The 16,658-nt window shown below is 41.5% G+C and carries 13 protein-coding genes; 7 read left to right on the top strand and 6 right to left on the bottom strand.

All coding sequences use genetic code 11. The features are described from left to right. Positions 1-64 precede the first annotated feature (64 nt). From L1070_RS14585 to L1070_RS14605, 5 genes are read left to right on the top strand one after another with little or no spacing between them, the layout of a single operon-like run. Positions 65-1,873, top strand: a complete 1,809-nt coding sequence (locus L1070_RS14585) for a fused MFS/spermidine synthase (RefSeq protein ID WP_237126081.1) — start codon at positions 65-67, stop codon at positions 1,871-1,873. After that, positions 1,873-3,114, top strand: coding sequence for an HlyD family efflux transporter periplasmic adaptor subunit (locus tag L1070_RS14590; RefSeq protein ID WP_237126082.1), 1,242 nt, complete (start codon positions 1,873-1,875; stop codon positions 3,112-3,114). The genes L1070_RS14585 and L1070_RS14590 overlap by 1 nt, the downstream gene beginning before the upstream one ends. A 28-nt stretch (positions 3,115-3,142) precedes the next feature. Beyond that, complete coding sequence (locus L1070_RS14595) at positions 3,143-3,829, top strand: ABC transporter ATP-binding protein (protein ID WP_237126083.1); 687 nt, start codon at positions 3,143-3,145, stop codon at positions 3,827-3,829. 16 nt (positions 3,830-3,845) lie between these two features. Further along, positions 3,846-6,242 (top strand): ABC transporter permease, encoded by a 2,397-nt coding sequence (locus L1070_RS14600; protein ID WP_237126084.1) that lies wholly within the window; start codon positions 3,846-3,848, stop codon positions 6,240-6,242. A 12-nt stretch (positions 6,243-6,254) separates the two neighbouring features. After that, positions 6,255-7,178, top strand: coding sequence for a TauD/TfdA family dioxygenase (locus L1070_RS14605; protein WP_237126085.1), 924 nt, complete (start codon positions 6,255-6,257; stop codon positions 7,176-7,178). Between the two features lie 266 nt (positions 7,179-7,444). Here the strand turns inward: L1070_RS14605 and dapE are convergent, their stop codons facing one another. The 6 genes from dapE to L1070_RS14635 form a co-directional block, all read right to left on the bottom strand. Continuing rightward, complete coding sequence (dapE, locus tag L1070_RS14610) at positions 7,445-8,680, bottom strand: succinyl-diaminopimelate desuccinylase (protein ID WP_237126086.1); 1,236 nt, start codon at positions 8,678-8,680, stop codon at positions 7,445-7,447. Between the two features lie 554 nt (positions 8,681-9,234). Continuing rightward, the gene (locus L1070_RS14615) at positions 9,235-9,486 is read right to left on the bottom strand and encodes a hypothetical protein (protein WP_237126087.1); all 252 of its coding nucleotides are present in this window, start codon (positions 9,484-9,486) and stop codon (positions 9,235-9,237) included. A 160-nt stretch (positions 9,487-9,646) separates the two neighbouring features. Next, positions 9,647-10,339, bottom strand: coding sequence for a DUF4386 domain-containing protein (locus tag L1070_RS14620; RefSeq protein WP_237126088.1), 693 nt, complete (start codon positions 10,337-10,339; stop codon positions 9,647-9,649). 88 nt (positions 10,340-10,427) lie between these two features. Further along, positions 10,428-11,585 (bottom strand): helix-turn-helix transcriptional regulator, encoded by a 1,158-nt coding sequence (locus tag L1070_RS14625; RefSeq protein WP_237126089.1) that lies wholly within the window; start codon positions 11,583-11,585, stop codon positions 10,428-10,430. Positions 11,586-11,677: 92 nt separating this feature from the next. After that, complete coding sequence (locus tag L1070_RS14630; RefSeq protein ID WP_237126090.1) at positions 11,678-12,331, bottom strand: helix-turn-helix domain-containing protein; 654 nt, start codon at positions 12,329-12,331, stop codon at positions 11,678-11,680. 6 nt (positions 12,332-12,337) lie between these two features. Then, positions 12,338-13,834: a DUF3612 domain-containing protein gene (locus tag L1070_RS14635; RefSeq protein WP_237126091.1), complete on the bottom strand. Its 1,497-nt coding sequence runs from the start codon at positions 13,832-13,834 to the stop codon at positions 12,338-12,340. A gap of 171 nt (positions 13,835-14,005) precedes the next feature. Between L1070_RS14635 and L1070_RS14640 the strand changes: the two genes are divergently transcribed. Continuing rightward, positions 14,006-14,488, top strand: a complete 483-nt coding sequence (locus tag L1070_RS14640) for a malate synthase (protein ID WP_237126092.1) — start codon at positions 14,006-14,008, stop codon at positions 14,486-14,488. Between the two features lie 208 nt (positions 14,489-14,696). Next, complete coding sequence (locus tag L1070_RS14645; protein WP_237126093.1) at positions 14,697-16,595, top strand: hypothetical protein; 1,899 nt, start codon at positions 14,697-14,699, stop codon at positions 16,593-16,595. The last annotated feature ends 63 nt before the right edge of the window (positions 16,596-16,658 follow it).

The raw sequence follows: 16,658 nt of genomic DNA on the forward strand, positions 1-16,658 counted from the left end.
CAAGCTAACTGTACTAAATCAAATAAAGGTCCATTCGGCATTGATAATTATTTGCTTTTTATTCATGCCATTATCCGTTGAGTTGTATCAGCTGAACTTAAGTGAAGAACTGCCCATTTTGGATGTACTTACCACCTTGTTCTTCGCGGTGGGTTTACCATATACACTGCTCTCAACAACAGTGCCTATGCTACATAAATGGTATTCACTGAATCAAAGTGATGCTGAATCTAAAAGCTACTACTTCTACGCTTTGTCTAATGTTGGTGCCGTATTAGGGCTTATTTCTTATCCGTTTTTAATAGAACCCCAACTTACAATTGGTCTACAACAAACTATTTGGAGTGTGTTTTACTGTGTCTACTCTTTCTTTTTGTTATTCATTATTTTCAAAATATTTAGTGATAAAAAGCTCACCAGTAAAACTGTCAAGGTTGACGAACTAGTTACTAAATTACCTCTAAGGTTGCAAGCATATTGGACTCTGCTTGCATTGACCGGCGTTGTATTATTGCTTTCGATTACTAATGCAATGACCCAGAACATTCCGCCTGTGCCATTTTTATGGATTCTTCCCTTGGTCATCTACCTGACGACTTACATTATTAGCTTCAGTAACGTTGATGCATATCGACGTTGGTTGACCGGCGGCGTATTTTTGCTAAGTGCGCTATGTATTGTATTTTTATACCACACAAGCACCATGTTCGACCTGTACAGCCAGATAATAATCTACTGCATTGCACTTGGCTCGGGTTGTATGATTTGTCACGGCGAGCTGGCCAAATCAGCCCCTAAAGAAGAATATTTAACAAATTTTTATTTGACCATGTCTGTTGGTGGTTTCTTTGGTGGATTGCTTGTCTCCGTAGTTTCTCCGCTTATATTCGATGAGTTTTTAGAGCTGCCAATCAGTATCTTCCTTACTATGGTGTTATTGCTGTTAAATGTGAAAGAAGAAAAGTCAGCGCGTCATTTGAAGCTTCAACAAATTGGAGGGGGCACAGCCGTAGCCTTATTCTTGTTGCTGTTTTTCATGGTAAACAGCGCTTATAAGAAGTTTGATGTTTATTCGACGCGTAGTTTCTATGGCACATTAACGGTGAAAGACATCAACATTGGTGATATATCAGAAAGAAGATTGGTTGATGGAATCACTTCTCATGGCGCACAAAGCTTAAATGAAGATGAAAAGCACTTGCCTTTAGCCTATTTCAGTCACCAAAGTGGTATTGGTTTGCTACTAAATTCAGTGAAGAAAGCGAATGACCTTAATATGGGTATTATAGGGCTAGGTACGGGCACACTTGCAGCTTATGGCGATGCACAAGACTCCATTACCTTCTACGAATTAAACCCTGATGTTATCCGCGTTGCTGGCAGCCACTTTAGCTACTTGTCTGATACCAAAGCACAAGTATCAACTATTTTAGGTGACGGAAGGTTATCTTTGTCAAAACGCGATCCTGAACAAGCCCCATTTAATGTATTTGTCGTTGATGCTTTTTCAAGTGACTCAATTCCGAAACACTTACTGACTATCGAAGCATTTGAACTGTATTGGCAGAACTTGGATAAAGACGGCGTTTTAGCACTACATATTTCAAACAACTATATCGACCTACTACCAGTTATAAAGGCCGCAGCGATTGAACTTGAAACTGAATTAGTCTATTTCAGCCAAGGAACAAACGCTGAGGAAGGTAGCAGCGCTGACTGGGTATTAATGACAAAGAATCGCGATCTTTTGTATGACAAAGCGTTACTAAACGCCTCGACAAGAGGCGTCATCGAAAATACCAATGAATTACTTTGGACCGATAACTTTAGCTCTATTGCACCTTTACTCAAAACAAAGTGGGAACTATTTTAATGGATATAAAAAAATCACCTAAACAAAGGAATAACCCGATAATAATAGTTGCTGTGACCGCTTTAGTGCTTGTACTTGCAATCTACTTATACAATGACGAAGGTCACGATGTTTCACTCTCAAGCGTCGAAATAGCAGACGTCCAAAAAGGTAATTTTGACGTCTCTATTAATGCGTTTGGTCAACTTGAATCAAAGTATAAGCAACTGCTAACAGCTCAAAGCGCAGCAACTGTTCAAGAACTGCTTGTAAAACCTGGTGGAATCGTCGAAAAAGGCACTCCCATCGTTGTACTCAGTAACCCAGAATTGATGCAAGAACTAGAGCAAGCTCAACTCCAATTGCTGCAACAAGAAGCAGTGTTGCAACAAACCAAGATTAATCAAAAGATACAAAGACTCGATCAAAGGTCACGACTTGCAGAGCTTGAATCGCAATTTGTTGTTGCCAAAATGCGATTGGAGTCTGAATCATCGTTATCAGACGTGGGGATTATTTCACGAATTGACTTTCAGGCGAGCAAAGTCAATATCGAACAGTTAAAACTAATGATTGATGTTCAAAAAGAACGCATATCACAAGTCGCTGATTTACAAAAAGAAGAAGTCAAGATTGCAGAGAAGCTCATTGAGCAACAAAAGTCGGTGGTTCGCAGCATAGAAAAACGGGTCGACTCTTTAAGTGTAAAAGCTAACTTCAATGGCGTCGTACAAAGAGTATTTGTTGAAGTTGGGCAAAGCGTTGCTACAGGCACACAAATAGCAGAAGTTGGCAGTTCAAATGAACTCGTTGCACACCTGCGCGTGCCACAAAGCCAGGCTCCTATGCTGCAGACAGGTCAAAAAGCAAGCATTTTTCTTAATGGGAAAAAAGCGCTTGGTAGTATCGTTAGAATCGAACCTGTGGTTGTGAATAACAACATTACTGTTGAAGTTGAATTCGAAGATGAAAGCATTGAAGGTGCAAGAGCTCAGCAAAATGTTCAAAGCAATATCAATATCGCTTCTATCAAGGATGCGCTTTACATTGAAACACCTACCAACGCGCAACCAAATAGCTCAGTAACCTTATACAAAATGTCGCAAGACAACAGAAAAGGAGAAGCGAAAACGCTTCAATTAGGTGCCCAATCAGGCAAATATACTCAGGTTTTAGCTGGGGCGAAATTAGGTGAAAAGTACATTATCAACAACCTAAAGACGCTCTCAGAACAAAAACAAGAGATCAATCTGGCGGATTAACATGGAACACAATAACGATAATATTACTATGAACAAAGCCCCAATAATTCAACTTAAAAATATCAGTAAAGTTTTCGACTCTGAAGAAGTAGAAAGTCACGTATTGACCGGTCTAGACTTGTCGATACATCAGGGTGAATACATTTCAATATCGGGACCTTCTGGTAGTGGAAAGTCTACGCTTTTATCAATTTTAGGCCTGCTAGACACCCCAACTAGTGGCGACTATTACATTGATGGCGTTAAAGTTGACTCTCTAAGCATGCACGATAGTGCAAAAGTGAGAAACGAAAAGATTGGTTTCATATTTCAATCTTTCAATTTGATCGATGAATTAAGTGTCCTTGAAAATGTCATGCTCCCACTTAAGTACAACGCGAATTGGAAAGACAAAAGTGCCATTCGTACACAAGCCGAAGAATGTCTTAAAAAAGTTGGCTTGGAACATAGAATGAACCATAAGCCTAACCAACTCTCAGGTGGACAACAACAACGTGTTGGTATTGCAAGAGCATTAGTTGGGTCACCTTCCGTACTGCTTGTTGACGAACCAACAGGTAACTTAGACTCTAAAAGTGGGGATTTAGTATTAGATGTTCTAAATCAGTTACATGCAGAGGGCGCCACCATCTGTTTGGTAACACACGACCCAAGATATGCTGATCTTGCACATATAAAATACAAGCTTTCAGACGGAATACTAGAAACGGCTTAATGTAAGGAATATTAAAATGTTTGGATCCCTATTACAGTTGGCGAAAAGGCTGCTGGTGAAGAAGTATTTTTCTTTTACAGTGATAGTCACTATGTCGCTTGCCATTTCAGCATTTTTAACAGCTACCACACTGGCAAATCTATTACTTTTAGATCCCCTACCTTACCCAGACAGTGAGCGCATCGTAAAGGTTGAACATATATTCGATAGCCCTACAGGTGAAACTAACGCTTATACCTATCCAGGTTTAGTTGACCTTTACAATAACAAACAATTTTTTGAACAGGCTTCAATGGCGCTGTTTACCAGAGATGTCGTTACATCACTCGTGAACAAACCTACAATAGAAACTGCTTATATCACACCTGAGTTCTTCTCTATGATGGCCGCTCAGACCAAACTAGGTAGAACTTTCAGTGACAATGAGGGCTTTCAGAAGAATGTTCCGGCTGCTGTTATTAGCTATGATTTATGGCAAACATACTATGGTCAAAATCCCGATATTATTAATAAAACAATAACGATATCGAACAGGCAGTTTCAAATCGTTGGGGTATTGGACCGCTCATTTGTTGAGCCTGAAATAAATCAAAGAGGTCAAGATACCAAAATTTGGCTAACTTGGGACTTTAACCCGAGCGTACACTTAGCTGAAACTTGGTACAACATTGATGAAAAGCTCATTTTATTAGGAAAAGTACACAAAGGCATCAAGCCGGATTCACTCAACGAGTCGATTTCTCAACACCTTTATAGAACTTGGAAAAGCCAAGTCGAAGGCATTGCATTCTTTAATAGCTGGAGTATCAATGCAAAAACATCGAAAATAAAAGACGTGATTTTAGGCAGCAATATTCACTTGGTTTACTTGTTTATTGTTGGCACATATGGATTAATTTTTATTGCGTGTGTGAACATTTCTAACTTATTTTTAATGCGTACAGTTGAGATGTATAAGCCACTGGCTATTAGAGCCGCATTAGGCGCTTCCAAAACGGACTTATTTAAAGAAATATTTAACGAATCCGCGGTGTTAATAACCCTTTCAACCGTGCTTGGCTTTGTCCTTAGCTATTTTACTTTTGGTTTATTACAACAACACCTAACGGATGTCTTGCCTCGTCTAAAAGAGCTATCTGTAAACGGCTTAACTATCGGCTTAGCGATAGTAAGCGTATTTGCCTTCACTCTTCTCTTTTCTAAGTTGAGTATATCAATAGTGAATTATAAGAGCCTGATCTCAGCGATGCAGACAAGCGGTAAGGGTGCTGGCATTAAGGTGTCGAGTACCGCTCAAAAGGGCTTAATGTCTGTTCAGGTATTTTGCGCAATTATGCTGATCGTGTTTTGTACGTCTGTTCTGCAAAAGCTATACGAAATATCGAAGCAAGACCTTGGCTTTAATAGTAAAAATATATACAGCATTGAATTAAGCCACAGCGAGGGAGAATGGCCAGAGGAAGCCACCTTTTCTATTGTGAACCAGCTTGAACAAGCACTAAACAACTTACCTAGCACCGAATATGTACAGCAAAGTGCTTCTCCATTAGACCCGAGAGACATTTTTGTAATTAAAGACGCACACACAGACTCGCAGTATGCACCAGAGTTTAGTACCGTCAGCTCTGAATATTTCAATATCATTGCACAGCAGTTTATCGCAGGAAAAGCATTCAGTTATGAAGATGTATTTAATCGTAACCCGCTGGTGATCATTAATGAAACATTTGCAAAAGAGCTTTCTAGCGATGGTAATGCGATAGGCAAGCAGCTGACTCCAGATGGCGAACGAATGTTTACTATCTCAGGTATCGTTGCTGATATGAAGTTTCCTGGTCAAGTCGATGATATAAGCCGGATGTATCGACCTGCGCCTCAATCTAAAACGCAGCTGCTCGTTAAGTTCAAGCCAGACCAAGCACTATCAAAGTCTGACTTAGTCTCGATCACCAATAGCGTATCACCTGAGGTCAATATATTTACCTACGACTCTATTGAAGCGAAACTCAATGAGATGAAAGCGCCCTTTAATATAATTGAGTTATCAACAATATTTTTAATGTTGCTATGTACTTTCCTTGCTGTTATCGGCTTGTATGGCCTGCAAGATTATAGCAGCCGCTTAAGTAGTTCGAAAATAGCGACCAAAATGGCAATAGGTGCATCTCCAACTCATATTATCACTGAGCTTCTTACATACAACTTAAAGGCGCTCATCGTCACAATCATAGTTGCCTTAGTGTCTTCTATTATGGCTACACGATTTATAATGCCAGATACATCAATGTCACTATTCTTATTGAGCTTTATCACATCGAGCATCGCTGTGCTTCTTATTTACGTCCTTGTGGTGATAATCACCTCTAGACGATTTGTCAACAGACCGATTGCCGACAGCTTCAACCATGTATAAAGGAGGAACGAAATGAACAGCAGTTTAAAAATACAGGACGATCTCCTCTATACCATTACGACTGAAGATAATGCTGACTTAGAGAGTTGGATAAAAGCACAATGGTCTGAGCTGGAAACAAAGTTGCACTCACATGGTGCAATTTTGTTGCGCGGGTTTGATGTAGCAAACACGGAACTGGATAGTATTCTAAACTGGTGTGGCGAAGCCCCTTTAGAATATAAGTTTCGTTCAACACCGAGGACCAACTTGTCGGGCAAAACTTATACGACAACCGAATATCCTCAGGATAGAGCTATATTGCAACATAATGAGAATGCTTATAGCAATCACTGGCCGAAACGCCTTTGGTTCAAGTGTGTCATTGACGAATTTAGTCAAGGTCAAACACCTTTGACATGTAGCCGTAAAGTACTTGCTAAGATTCCAGCTGAAATACAGCAAGAGTTTGTGAAAAGAAAATTAAGATTTGAACGAAACTTCAATGCGTTCATAGACCTTAGCTGGCAAGATGCATTTTGTACATCCGATAAAGCGGCCGTTGAGCAGTATTGTAACAAAAATAATATCGAGCTCATTTGGACAGACGAAGGCCTTACTACTTTACAAACTTGTGAGCCAATCCAGACCCATCCAGTAACTGGCGAACAAGTTTGGTTTAATCAAGCGCATGTATTTCATCCTTATGCTCAAGGGGAATCATACCGAGTATTGCTTGATAGCTGTGGGGTGTTACCACCTAGAAATGTGGTGTTTGCAGATGATGGTAGTGCTATACCCGATGAGATGATTAAAATCATCAATGATGTCTATCAGGATCTGAGCCTTACTTTCGATTGGCGGAAAAATGATATTCTTATTATCGATAACTTGCTTGTAGCACACGGTAGAGCCCCCTATGAAGGCAATCGTAAAATCGTATTGGCCATGACCTAGTGAAGCTGATTCAAAATTGGTCGGCGAGTGTATCACTCACTTCGGCTAAAAGTAGCTGTTCGAGTTGTTGGTAACGCAGTGCTGTTTGATTGAGAATATGCTATGCAGACAGCCATTCAAATTTGAATGGCTGTCCAGCTATAAAGTGCCTGAAGGAAATTTTAGTGAGCTCTATTCGTGTTCCATTTTGCAAGGATTTAATAAGTATGAAAAATGGGTGGAACGCTAATGTTTAACCCATCGACAAGATAAACATGTTAGAGGCTTTAGTCAGTGACTAGATAAGGCTTGTCGGCTTTGTTTTCGAGTTCAGCCTGTGAAAAAAGCTTGCTAAATACTGAAAAATAAAGATGGCTCAACTTATCAATTTGCGTAACTTCGACCCGCTCATTGATTTGATGAATTGTTTTGTTTGATAGTCCAATTTCAATCACCTGCGAGCACACTTCTTTAAAAAAACGCCCATCAGACGTGCCACCAGATGTTGAGAAAATACAGTCGATAGAAAACATTTCCCGAATGGCTTCCCGAACATGATGAGTCAACGATATTTTAGCGCCATCTTCACAAAAGTAAGGGACACAGCTTCGATAAGATTTAATATTATACTCAGATGTTACTGCACTCACCAATCGTTCTATCGTATTTTTCACTTCCGTTTCAGTATGCTGATGTGAATAGCGAACATTTAAACTGATTACCACTTTCGATGGGATCACATTATCAGTCCAATCTCCAGAGTTGATATAAGTCACCTCTAGGTTAGTCCCAGGTTGATTTTCACACCCTTCGTCCCATTGATGTTGTTTAAGATTTTCAATCACCTGACTCATCAGATGAACGGCGTTAATCCCATATTGTGGGTAAGCTGCGTGGGCCGCTTTACCTTGCACTTCAACATCAAAACTAATTGAACCTCGTCGACCAATTTTGACTACATCACCGACTTCCTGATTTGCTGTCGGCTCACCGATAATACAACAATCTAAATACACACCCTGCTCTTTTAGACGATCAACAATAGCTCGAGAACCATGTTCCGCTTCTCCCTCCTCATCACTCGTTATGAAAAGCCATAATTTTCCAGTAAACGTTTGCTCCTTAACCAGCCTTTCTGCAGCACCAATAAATGCAGCTATGCCACCTTTCATATCCGCAATCCCTCTGCCATAGAGTACGCCTTGCTCTATATGGCCTGAAAACGGTGGAAAGTCCCATTTATTCGAGTCCCCCGCTGGTACTACATCAGTATGCCCACAAAAAGCGATATTAGGCCCATCGCCTTTATCAATCACAGCAATTAGGTTACTGACATTACCCACCTTGAATCGAGTGATATCCGCGCCTAACGCGTTCATTTTTTGTTCTAACCAGTCCTGACAGCCTGCGTCATAAGGTGTTACAGACTCCAGCCTAACTAACGTTTGTGCATACTCTACAGGTGATTTGCACATCGTGTTTGTAACCACTAATGGAAAAATATCTAAAATATGACTACTCATTAACTCCTCCTGAGTTCAAATAATAAGTGCACCGCTCTATGTTCTTCTTAGTCGATTTTGAAAACCTCAGTCTTTCACGTCATCAAAACTTTCATCATCAACCTTTCTAGCCAAGACACTCTATTTGCGTTCGATTTCCCTCAACCCAATTCATATCGAAACAACATAAAATCCTCTGCTGATTAAGGACTTTTTAATGTTCTATCAACGAGCCTATAGAGTAAATCGTTTTAAAATTTATTATTATTCATTAACAAACGATATCTCAGTTCCTATTTTGGTTCAATCATTTAATCAACTATACGTGGAAACTCAAATTAGAAATCCGATGACGCTTTTTTAGCAGGCTATGAGCACTTTTAAAAGGTTAAAAACCCTATTCTCTTGATCACACATGCTCATCAAAAGACAGTCGAATTTGTAGCCCCTAGGATGGCTTGCACCCTGAACCATTTTTCCATATTTTTCGACCTACTATCCTATATCACTCTGCACTTCTGAAACATATGCTGGACTTTCCTCTGACAGATAGATCAAACTTAGCTTCTATGCACTTACCCCTTAGCAAAGCTTTCTGAGTCTTGACATTGAGAGAACTTACCCGCATCAAACTCACTTTGTAACTGTGCTGAAACCTTTTTAGCTACATCTTCAAAGATGTATTCTTCGACTGAAAAAGCAAAAAGTTTGCTGATGGTTTGTTGTTTGGCTTGCTGTGAAAGGTCACTAGTAAATGACACGCTACTTAGTAAGCCACTGAGCACTGGGCCACCAAAAATATGAGTTAAGCCTCGTTTCGTGGTCACTTATCCTGAAGTTACAATCAACGCTTAACGTATCGAAAAAATTGCTTGGAAATTGTATAAAAATAAAGGTCTAGAAATGTATTTTTCGTGTGCGACTTTCTGCATCTATCTAATGGAATAACTTAGACAGCCAGATAATCAGCACACGAACAGAATTAACTTAACCCTTTGTTTTTATTACTTTGAATAATAACCAAAGGCCAAATAGCAGCTCAAATAATGCACCTGGATACATCGCATATTGCAACTCCTTAGGTGCATCGACCATCGCCACATTAACCACACCGTACACAATCATGGTGAGGTAGGTAACCATCCCCCAAATGGCTAACGCTTTTGGCACATAATTAGACTTGTAAAATAAGTAGCAGTAGATGGTAGCACCCACCCCCATCACAGGAAGAAGTATGTAATAAGCAACACCACTGGATTTAATAAATAAAATGGCAAGCGCTCTTAATTGCTCAATATTAAAGGCACCTAAGTAGTCAGCATTACTCAAAATGACCAAAGGCATAATATAAAAAATCAGGGTTACAAAGCCTAAAATAGCTTCGGCTGACCTAAAAGCAAATCCCATTAATGCCATACCTTTATGAACCGGTTTGAGCACCTTATAAAGCCCCCAAGACAACATCAACACCAATGTATACATTACAAAGTCAGCGGCAATGGCAAACCTAAAAGCTTGCTCGAATTGGCTCATTGCTTGTATTGGATCCTCTGCACGAAAAATTACACGTTTATCGAACATGACTCTTGGTAAAAAGCCACATAAAACAATCAGCGAATAAAAAATTCCCGTTATTTTTACATAGTTTAGGTTACTACCTTGTGCATTCTGCGCGTTCATATTATACCTCTTGAATTTCCGTAATTTGATGCGTGCAGTATGCGAAGTTTGTGCTATCGAGTCGTCGTAATGGGCCTATTCGAACGAATTAATTCGCATTTTTTTCCTGTACTTGTGTCTTTTCTTGCTTTTTAAACGCCGAAGGCGTTAAGCCGGTCTGCTTTTTAAAAGCGGTGTTAAAGGTAGATTTTGAATTAAAACCTACCTCGTAAACGATAGTAGACACTAACTTATCTGTAGTTAGCAGCAGCGTTTTAGCCAATTCAATTCGGTAACTGTTTACGAAATGAAAAAAGTTCATTTGTAGGTACTGCGATAGGGTTTCTGAAATATGGTTCTCACTGATACCAATTGCGCTAGAAAGTTTATTAAGCGACAACTCTTCGTCCATAAATATATGATCTTCAAACATAACTTTTTTAAGTTTAGCTGAAATCTGTGTCATTCTCTGTTCACTCAGAGTGGTTGTTCTGGTTTCGCTTTCGTTTGGCTTACCTTTTTCAGAGTCATCTAACACCGCCTGCTTTAACGCCAAATGGGCAAAAGCGATTAACACCACGGCTTCAAATAATGGCAACACAATACCCGTACCAAACCAGCGCCACCCGAAAAATACCATGACGTATTCTACTGAATACATAAACCAAGCAAGCCCCCAAAGAATGAGTACCACTTTGAACCAAGCCATTGATTGACGTTCGATGGATGAGAATTTATCCATTAGTTGTAAGCAGTGGCGACGGTGTAGCTGCAAAGTTGCGGCCAAATACACACCCGTGAAAACAACAAAAACCAACATAGTGCCTACGCACATAAACAGCGCTAATTTGTAATGTTCTGGATTTCGAGTCAGGGGATCAGCCAACGCAAGCTTTTCAGCTGAGCTTAAACCAAACACGAAGGGCAGCATTGGTAAAATCGCCAGCACAGGCCCGGTTAAAGCTATCAAGTAGGTGCGTTGCGAAGGCGCACTATTTGCAGACATACAGGCATAGGCATACAAATATAAAGCTGGCCCCAACAACATTCTAATTGGTAACTGTGCACCAACCAGTGCTGGGGCATATTGATACGCACCTGAATATAAGAACAGCTCCCCCAACACATTGAGTTGCAATAGCAGCAGTAGCCCCGCTAAGAATATACTTGGTTTTTGCTTTTCTTTGCTGAGCACATCAACAAGGGCAAGTACCGTCACCCCCACCATGCTTGAGTAGATGATCGTTTGTACAACATCAATGTTCATTTAACATATAACCATTTGTTTTATAATACTATATTTATTTATCAAACCATTATGACGGCGATAAGTAACACCATGCAAAACCACAACCTAGGTTAATCTTTTTGCTCAATTGGGTTGTATACACCCGCAAAACGTTTGTTTATCTGTGTAATGGTGGCTGAATCAAAACCATTCTCATTAAAGTATACTGTGGGTGTACAATTGAGTATCCCTATGAATTCTAGAATTAAGTGAGCTTGCTCGTAAAATCCTGCCGCTATCGCAGCTTCCGTCATGGACGGCAGTTTACCTGAGTGTGCCAGCATCAAAAAGCGATTAAGCCGCCAAATTTGCGCCAGCTCGCTACATACCGTCTTTGCTGTTTGCCTCTTGTTTTCGCACAATATATTTAAAACTTGGTTGGCGAGTGTATGGCCACCAAAACTGTCAGCGATATTTTGCAGAGTATTTTTTATTTCTAGCGCATTAAACTGAGGAAAGGGTAAAAGTGCGAATGGCTGCAAGCGGATACTGAACACCCAACAGAGAGCTTGCGCGGTTAGTTGATACTGGCAAGTATGCTGCCCCACCAGCCACATTGATGGCTGGAATCTTTGTTTATCGGTGCCGTAATACCGCATGTGTGTGTTGATAAAAATATCAAAGACCCCTTGTGGGATCACCTGTTGATTTCCCACCACCCGCTCTAACCAAAAGCATTCCACATCGTCGATTAAACATGGCATGGGCAAACATTCTAATTTCACTGTACGCTACACCTCATAGCAACCCGGCTGACGTGGACAAGCATTGCCACGTGTACAAATCACTCTAACTTCGCTGCTTAAACCGCGTTCTATCCAGCCTATATTTAAAATGCGCGCCACGCTCAAAAGTTGTTGTTTTAGCGCATGTGGGATCACACTGGCGCCACCGTGTTTAATACACAAAGCTTGTAACTCTGATACAACCGCCTCGGCATCCATTCCCTGCGCGATAATTGCGGGGTTAAGATCAACACCTGCGCACAACACGTGAGAGTTGCCAGCTAAGTCTTTGACTTGTACCGATTCACAACAATACAGCCTTGGCTTGCCATCCACCAGTAAAATTGACAATTGCGTACTGCTTTGCAAAGACAACTCGGCAAACTTTCTAAATACCGCCCAGTGCTGACAAGGGTCTTGCACCGTTCGCATATTTCCCCATGGCAGCGGAATTCCATTACCACGATACACAGCCTTCAACTTGCCAGGCTGGTAGGCATCAAAATAATGCCAGTGTGGGTAAGGTGAAACCACTGTCATACGCCGCATCGCAACTGACGCGGAGATATTCAGTTGCTTATGAATACTCACCTCATAACCGTGACTGTCTAGCAATTGGCGAAAGGGTGCTTTTGGGCATAATAACGCGCCCGCAAAGAAGCTGGCTTCAAAATCACGCCAAGCATTTAAAATATCCTGTGCGTTGGGGGTATCATTGCTGCTGTGTGAATTTTCCTGAGCCCCCCCCACCGTTAGCCGACATTGCAGCCCTTCTTGATTATGTAATACCGCATGACCTATATGCACTGCCAAGTCATACTTCAAACGACTTTCGCGACTTTTCAGTACGCTATTTAAATACACCTTGTTTGGCGCACTAAAATATGAGGTGGTGAGATGTTGAGTCACCTCACCTTCTTCGCCTAACTGCGTGCTGTTGGATTCATCAAACCAGTGTAATTCAAGCGCATGTGAACGGGCAATTGCCATCAAATCATCACTCGTAAGATAGAGGTTTTTGTTACCGACCTCTTCAGCAGCGCGCTCTAAGTCGGGAAAGTGGTTTTGATGATGCTCTTGGTGTGCGCGTATCAACAAATGTGCAAATTGACGGCCACTGATCCCTGTTTGGGATAACATCTCTGGTATAGCAATTTGCAAAATATCGTTCGAGAACAAAAAATTAGGCTCTAATGCCATGCCTACTATGCCCCCATGATTGCCCTTTTCTGGGGTGATATTGGTCGCTTCAGATTCATTGTCTAAAAACCAAGAGATGGGTTTTTGAAACACCTCTGAGAGGTTTTCAAGCATACTTTGGCTGGGTGTGCGTTTACCTCGCTCAATCATCGACAGATAGGACACTGACGGGGCAGATTGCGCGTCTACTCGAACACATCGAGCTGATAAGTCTTCTAAAGTGAGGTGGTTACGTTTTCGCAAGTTACGAATTTTTGTGCCCAGGAAGTGGGATTTTCGCATCAAACTTTGTTCTTTTTTCATTATTTTTATTCCAACAAACGTTTCTGCCTATGTTTAAAAATAACACAATTTGTAAAATTTACACTGTAAAGTTCTTTTTGTGAAATTATCTAAAAAAGTCGCATACACTCATTTTGAACACTCTCACAAATTACCTAAAAAATTAAGCGACCAGGAATGAGGTAACACACTATGACAGCACTCACCCGTTCAAATTTTGAAACACAACCGCAAAGTTGCCAAAAAATCAGCATTGCAAAGCAGTATCTTGATCAGCATTGCCCATTAGATCATGGCTCTCATGAGCAAGCCACCCACTATGTTGTTTACTATAACCATCTGATGGCATTCTTTGCAGATGGTAGTCACTGTGGCCTGAAATACCCCAAGCAATTTGTTGCCCTATGTGGCCACAGAGACGACCCCAGCGCTATTTTGCTTAAAAAAGCCGATAACTTACACATTGAGATAGCGTTCAATCGCTGCGGTGAAACCGGTAAAATTGACCATGCCAACATCGATGATATTCAGGTAGAAACGCAACTAAGCAGTGTGGATCAACAAGCTCAACACACTCAACTTAATCGTTTATGGATGAGCTTTTTAACCGGCGTGCAAACCGCTACGCTTTGTAAACAATACACGGCGAAGGATGGCAACGATTACCTGCTGTAAATGACCGATGTAGACATCAAAAAGGCGCTGAATACGCTGTCAGTGCCCTTTTGATTTTATCGCCGCTTCTAGATTCACCACGCTTTACCCTAAACACACTATCTGCGGCGCTTTTACAAGCTGCCCATGCTGGCATTGTACTTACACCAGTCTTAGCGCTATATTTCTTTCTCTTCATGAAAATTCATAAAAAGAAGGAATTATGGATATGAAAGTACTTTGCGGCCCCATGCTCAGACGAGTTGACTCTCAAACAGCTTGTATATTTTTAGTGTTACATGGGCTATTTGATCAACAAGCGCTTAGTGCCACAACCTCGCTGATGATGGCGCCCCTGAATGACGATTTACACATTGACAGCATTCAAATTGGCAACAATTTAAATGCTGTTATGATCACGCTTAACGCGCCTCAAAGCGGCTGGCCAGAACGCGATTTAATTCACTACGATTTACGCTATAACAATACCAGCCTCTTTCAAAACCAGTTCTTTAATGGCCCGCTGCCCGTTTATGCTGGTCATGCTCTACCATGTTTTCGGTATGTGGCAAACAATCAAAAAATATTAAATGCCTCTTGCCGTAAACCTCACGGTGCCAAGCAAGATGCGTTGGCTGCCTATGATAGAAGCGTTGAACACAGCAACAAGCTAGACACGCTGCCTGATGTGGCATTTTTCACAGGCGACCAAATTTATGCCGATGATGTTGACCCGCAAATTGCTAAATACCTGTTTGAGCAATCGCAGTTGTTATTTAACGATGAAGCGCTGGCAAACCCTGTTGATAACAATACTGCACATTGGCAAAGTCACTTAAGCGAGCTTGGCTGGCAAAATCGACACTTATTACTGAATAAAAAAGAAGGCTTTTACACCACAGCAGGGCACCAACATTTAATTGGCTTTGCGGAATATATGCTGATGTACATGTTGGCATGGGGTGGCTTATGTCATGATCTTCCTCCTCCAGACAAGCAACGACCCAAAAAGCATGATGCTTTGCCATACAAAGAAGCCAAACAGCTCAGTGAGCTTTGGAAAAGTTACAACAATGCCAACACATTTGTAAAACAAAGCTGGCGCGTTAGGCGCTTATTGGCCCATGTGCCAAGTTATATGATGTTTGATGACCATGAAGTGACCGACGACTGGAACCTAACCCAACAAATTACACAGCAACTGAGCCACCCCAGCAGCCTAGGCCAACAGGTGGTGACCAATGCACTGGCGGCGTTTACCATTTGTCAGGCGTGGGGCAATAACCCAGCGCAACAAAAGCCGCTGATTGAGGAGGTTTTACCAGATCTTATCAATGCGTTACCAAGTTATAATGCGCAAAGCTATCAACAGACCTTTGAGCGCCTTAACAACTTGAACTTTACAACGCTTGCGCCAACCTCGCCGCCGGCATTGTTGGTCGATACCCGTACCCAGCGCACTTTTCGCTCAGACAAACCGCTATATCCGCTGCTTGTCGATGATGGTGCGTTAACCCATATTCGCGATTTGCTTGCGAGCCTTGATGAGTCAACGGAGCGATTATTGGTGCTCTCGCCCGCGCCTATGTTTGGGTTTACTGAGCTAGAACAGATACAACTTGGCTCTGTAGATATGCTCAAACACACCGCTGCAACAGCCGTGGATGGCGAATGCTGGATTAGTGACGAGCAGCAATTAGAGAAGTTTTGTGACGCCATTACCTCTGTTAGCAATTTAAAGCAATGTTATGTACTCTCCGGTGATGTGCATTACGGCTTTTGTCGCAAGAAAACGTTAGCGCACCCAGCTAATGCGCATAATGTTAACTTTTGGCAACTGACCAGTAGCTCTATCTCCAACCGCCCCAAAGGCGCGATGGAACTGGCGTTGGGTGCACTGCATAAAAGCACCGTATTGGGTTTATCAGTTAATCCATTTAAGAAAAAACATACCCAGTATCTAAAACCTGAACGCTGGCAAGGCAAGTTCCTCTCAGGACATTTAAATCTGGGCATACTTACGCTTGATGCGCCAGACTCGCATCGTTACTCAATGCATGTGCTTAGGCCAAAAGGCGAATGGAAAAAGTGGGAATATGATTTAAGCAAGCCCGACTTGCTGGAATAGGCAACAACTAGGCACAGGTGTTTGACTCACCCGCCTTAAACTGCCGGTGCCAGTGTGAAGCGT

Source organism: Pseudoalteromonas sp. MMG022, from assembly GCF_021654245.1.
Taxonomy (GTDB): Bacteria; Pseudomonadota; Gammaproteobacteria; order Enterobacterales; family Alteromonadaceae; genus Pseudoalteromonas; species Pseudoalteromonas amylolytica.

Bases quoted from the DNA above. Each gene is read 5' to 3' on its own strand.
- L1070_RS14590 (WP_237126082.1), top strand. From the start codon at position 1,873: ATGGATATAAAAAAATCACCTAAACAAAGGAATAACCCGATAATAATA.
- L1070_RS14595 (WP_237126083.1), top strand. From the start codon at position 3,143: ATGAACAAAGCCCCAATAATTCAACTTAAAAATATCAGTAAAGTTTTC.
- L1070_RS14625 (WP_237126089.1), bottom strand. From the start codon at position 11,585: ATGAACATTGATGTTGTACAAACGATCATCTACTCAAGCATGGTGGGG.
- L1070_RS14605 (WP_237126085.1), top strand. From the start codon at position 6,255: ATGAACAGCAGTTTAAAAATACAGGACGATCTCCTCTATACCATTACG.
- L1070_RS14600 (WP_237126084.1), top strand. From the start codon at position 3,846: ATGTTTGGATCCCTATTACAGTTGGCGAAAAGGCTGCTGGTGAAGAAG.
- L1070_RS14585 (WP_237126081.1), top strand. From the start codon at position 65: ATGCCATTATCCGTTGAGTTGTATCAGCTGAACTTAAGTGAAGAACTG.
- L1070_RS14620 (WP_237126088.1), bottom strand. From the start codon at position 10,339: ATGAACGCGCAGAATGCACAAGGTAGTAACCTAAACTATGTAAAAATA.
- L1070_RS14635 (WP_237126091.1), bottom strand. From the start codon at position 13,834: ATGAAAAAAGAACAAAGTTTGATGCGAAAATCCCACTTCCTGGGCACA.
- dapE (WP_237126086.1), bottom strand. From the start codon at position 8,680: ATGAGTAGTCATATTTTAGATATTTTTCCATTAGTGGTTACAAACACG.
- L1070_RS14640 (WP_237126092.1), top strand. From the start codon at position 14,006: ATGACAGCACTCACCCGTTCAAATTTTGAAACACAACCGCAAAGTTGC.
- L1070_RS14645 (WP_237126093.1), top strand. From the start codon at position 14,697: ATGAAAGTACTTTGCGGCCCCATGCTCAGACGAGTTGACTCTCAAACA.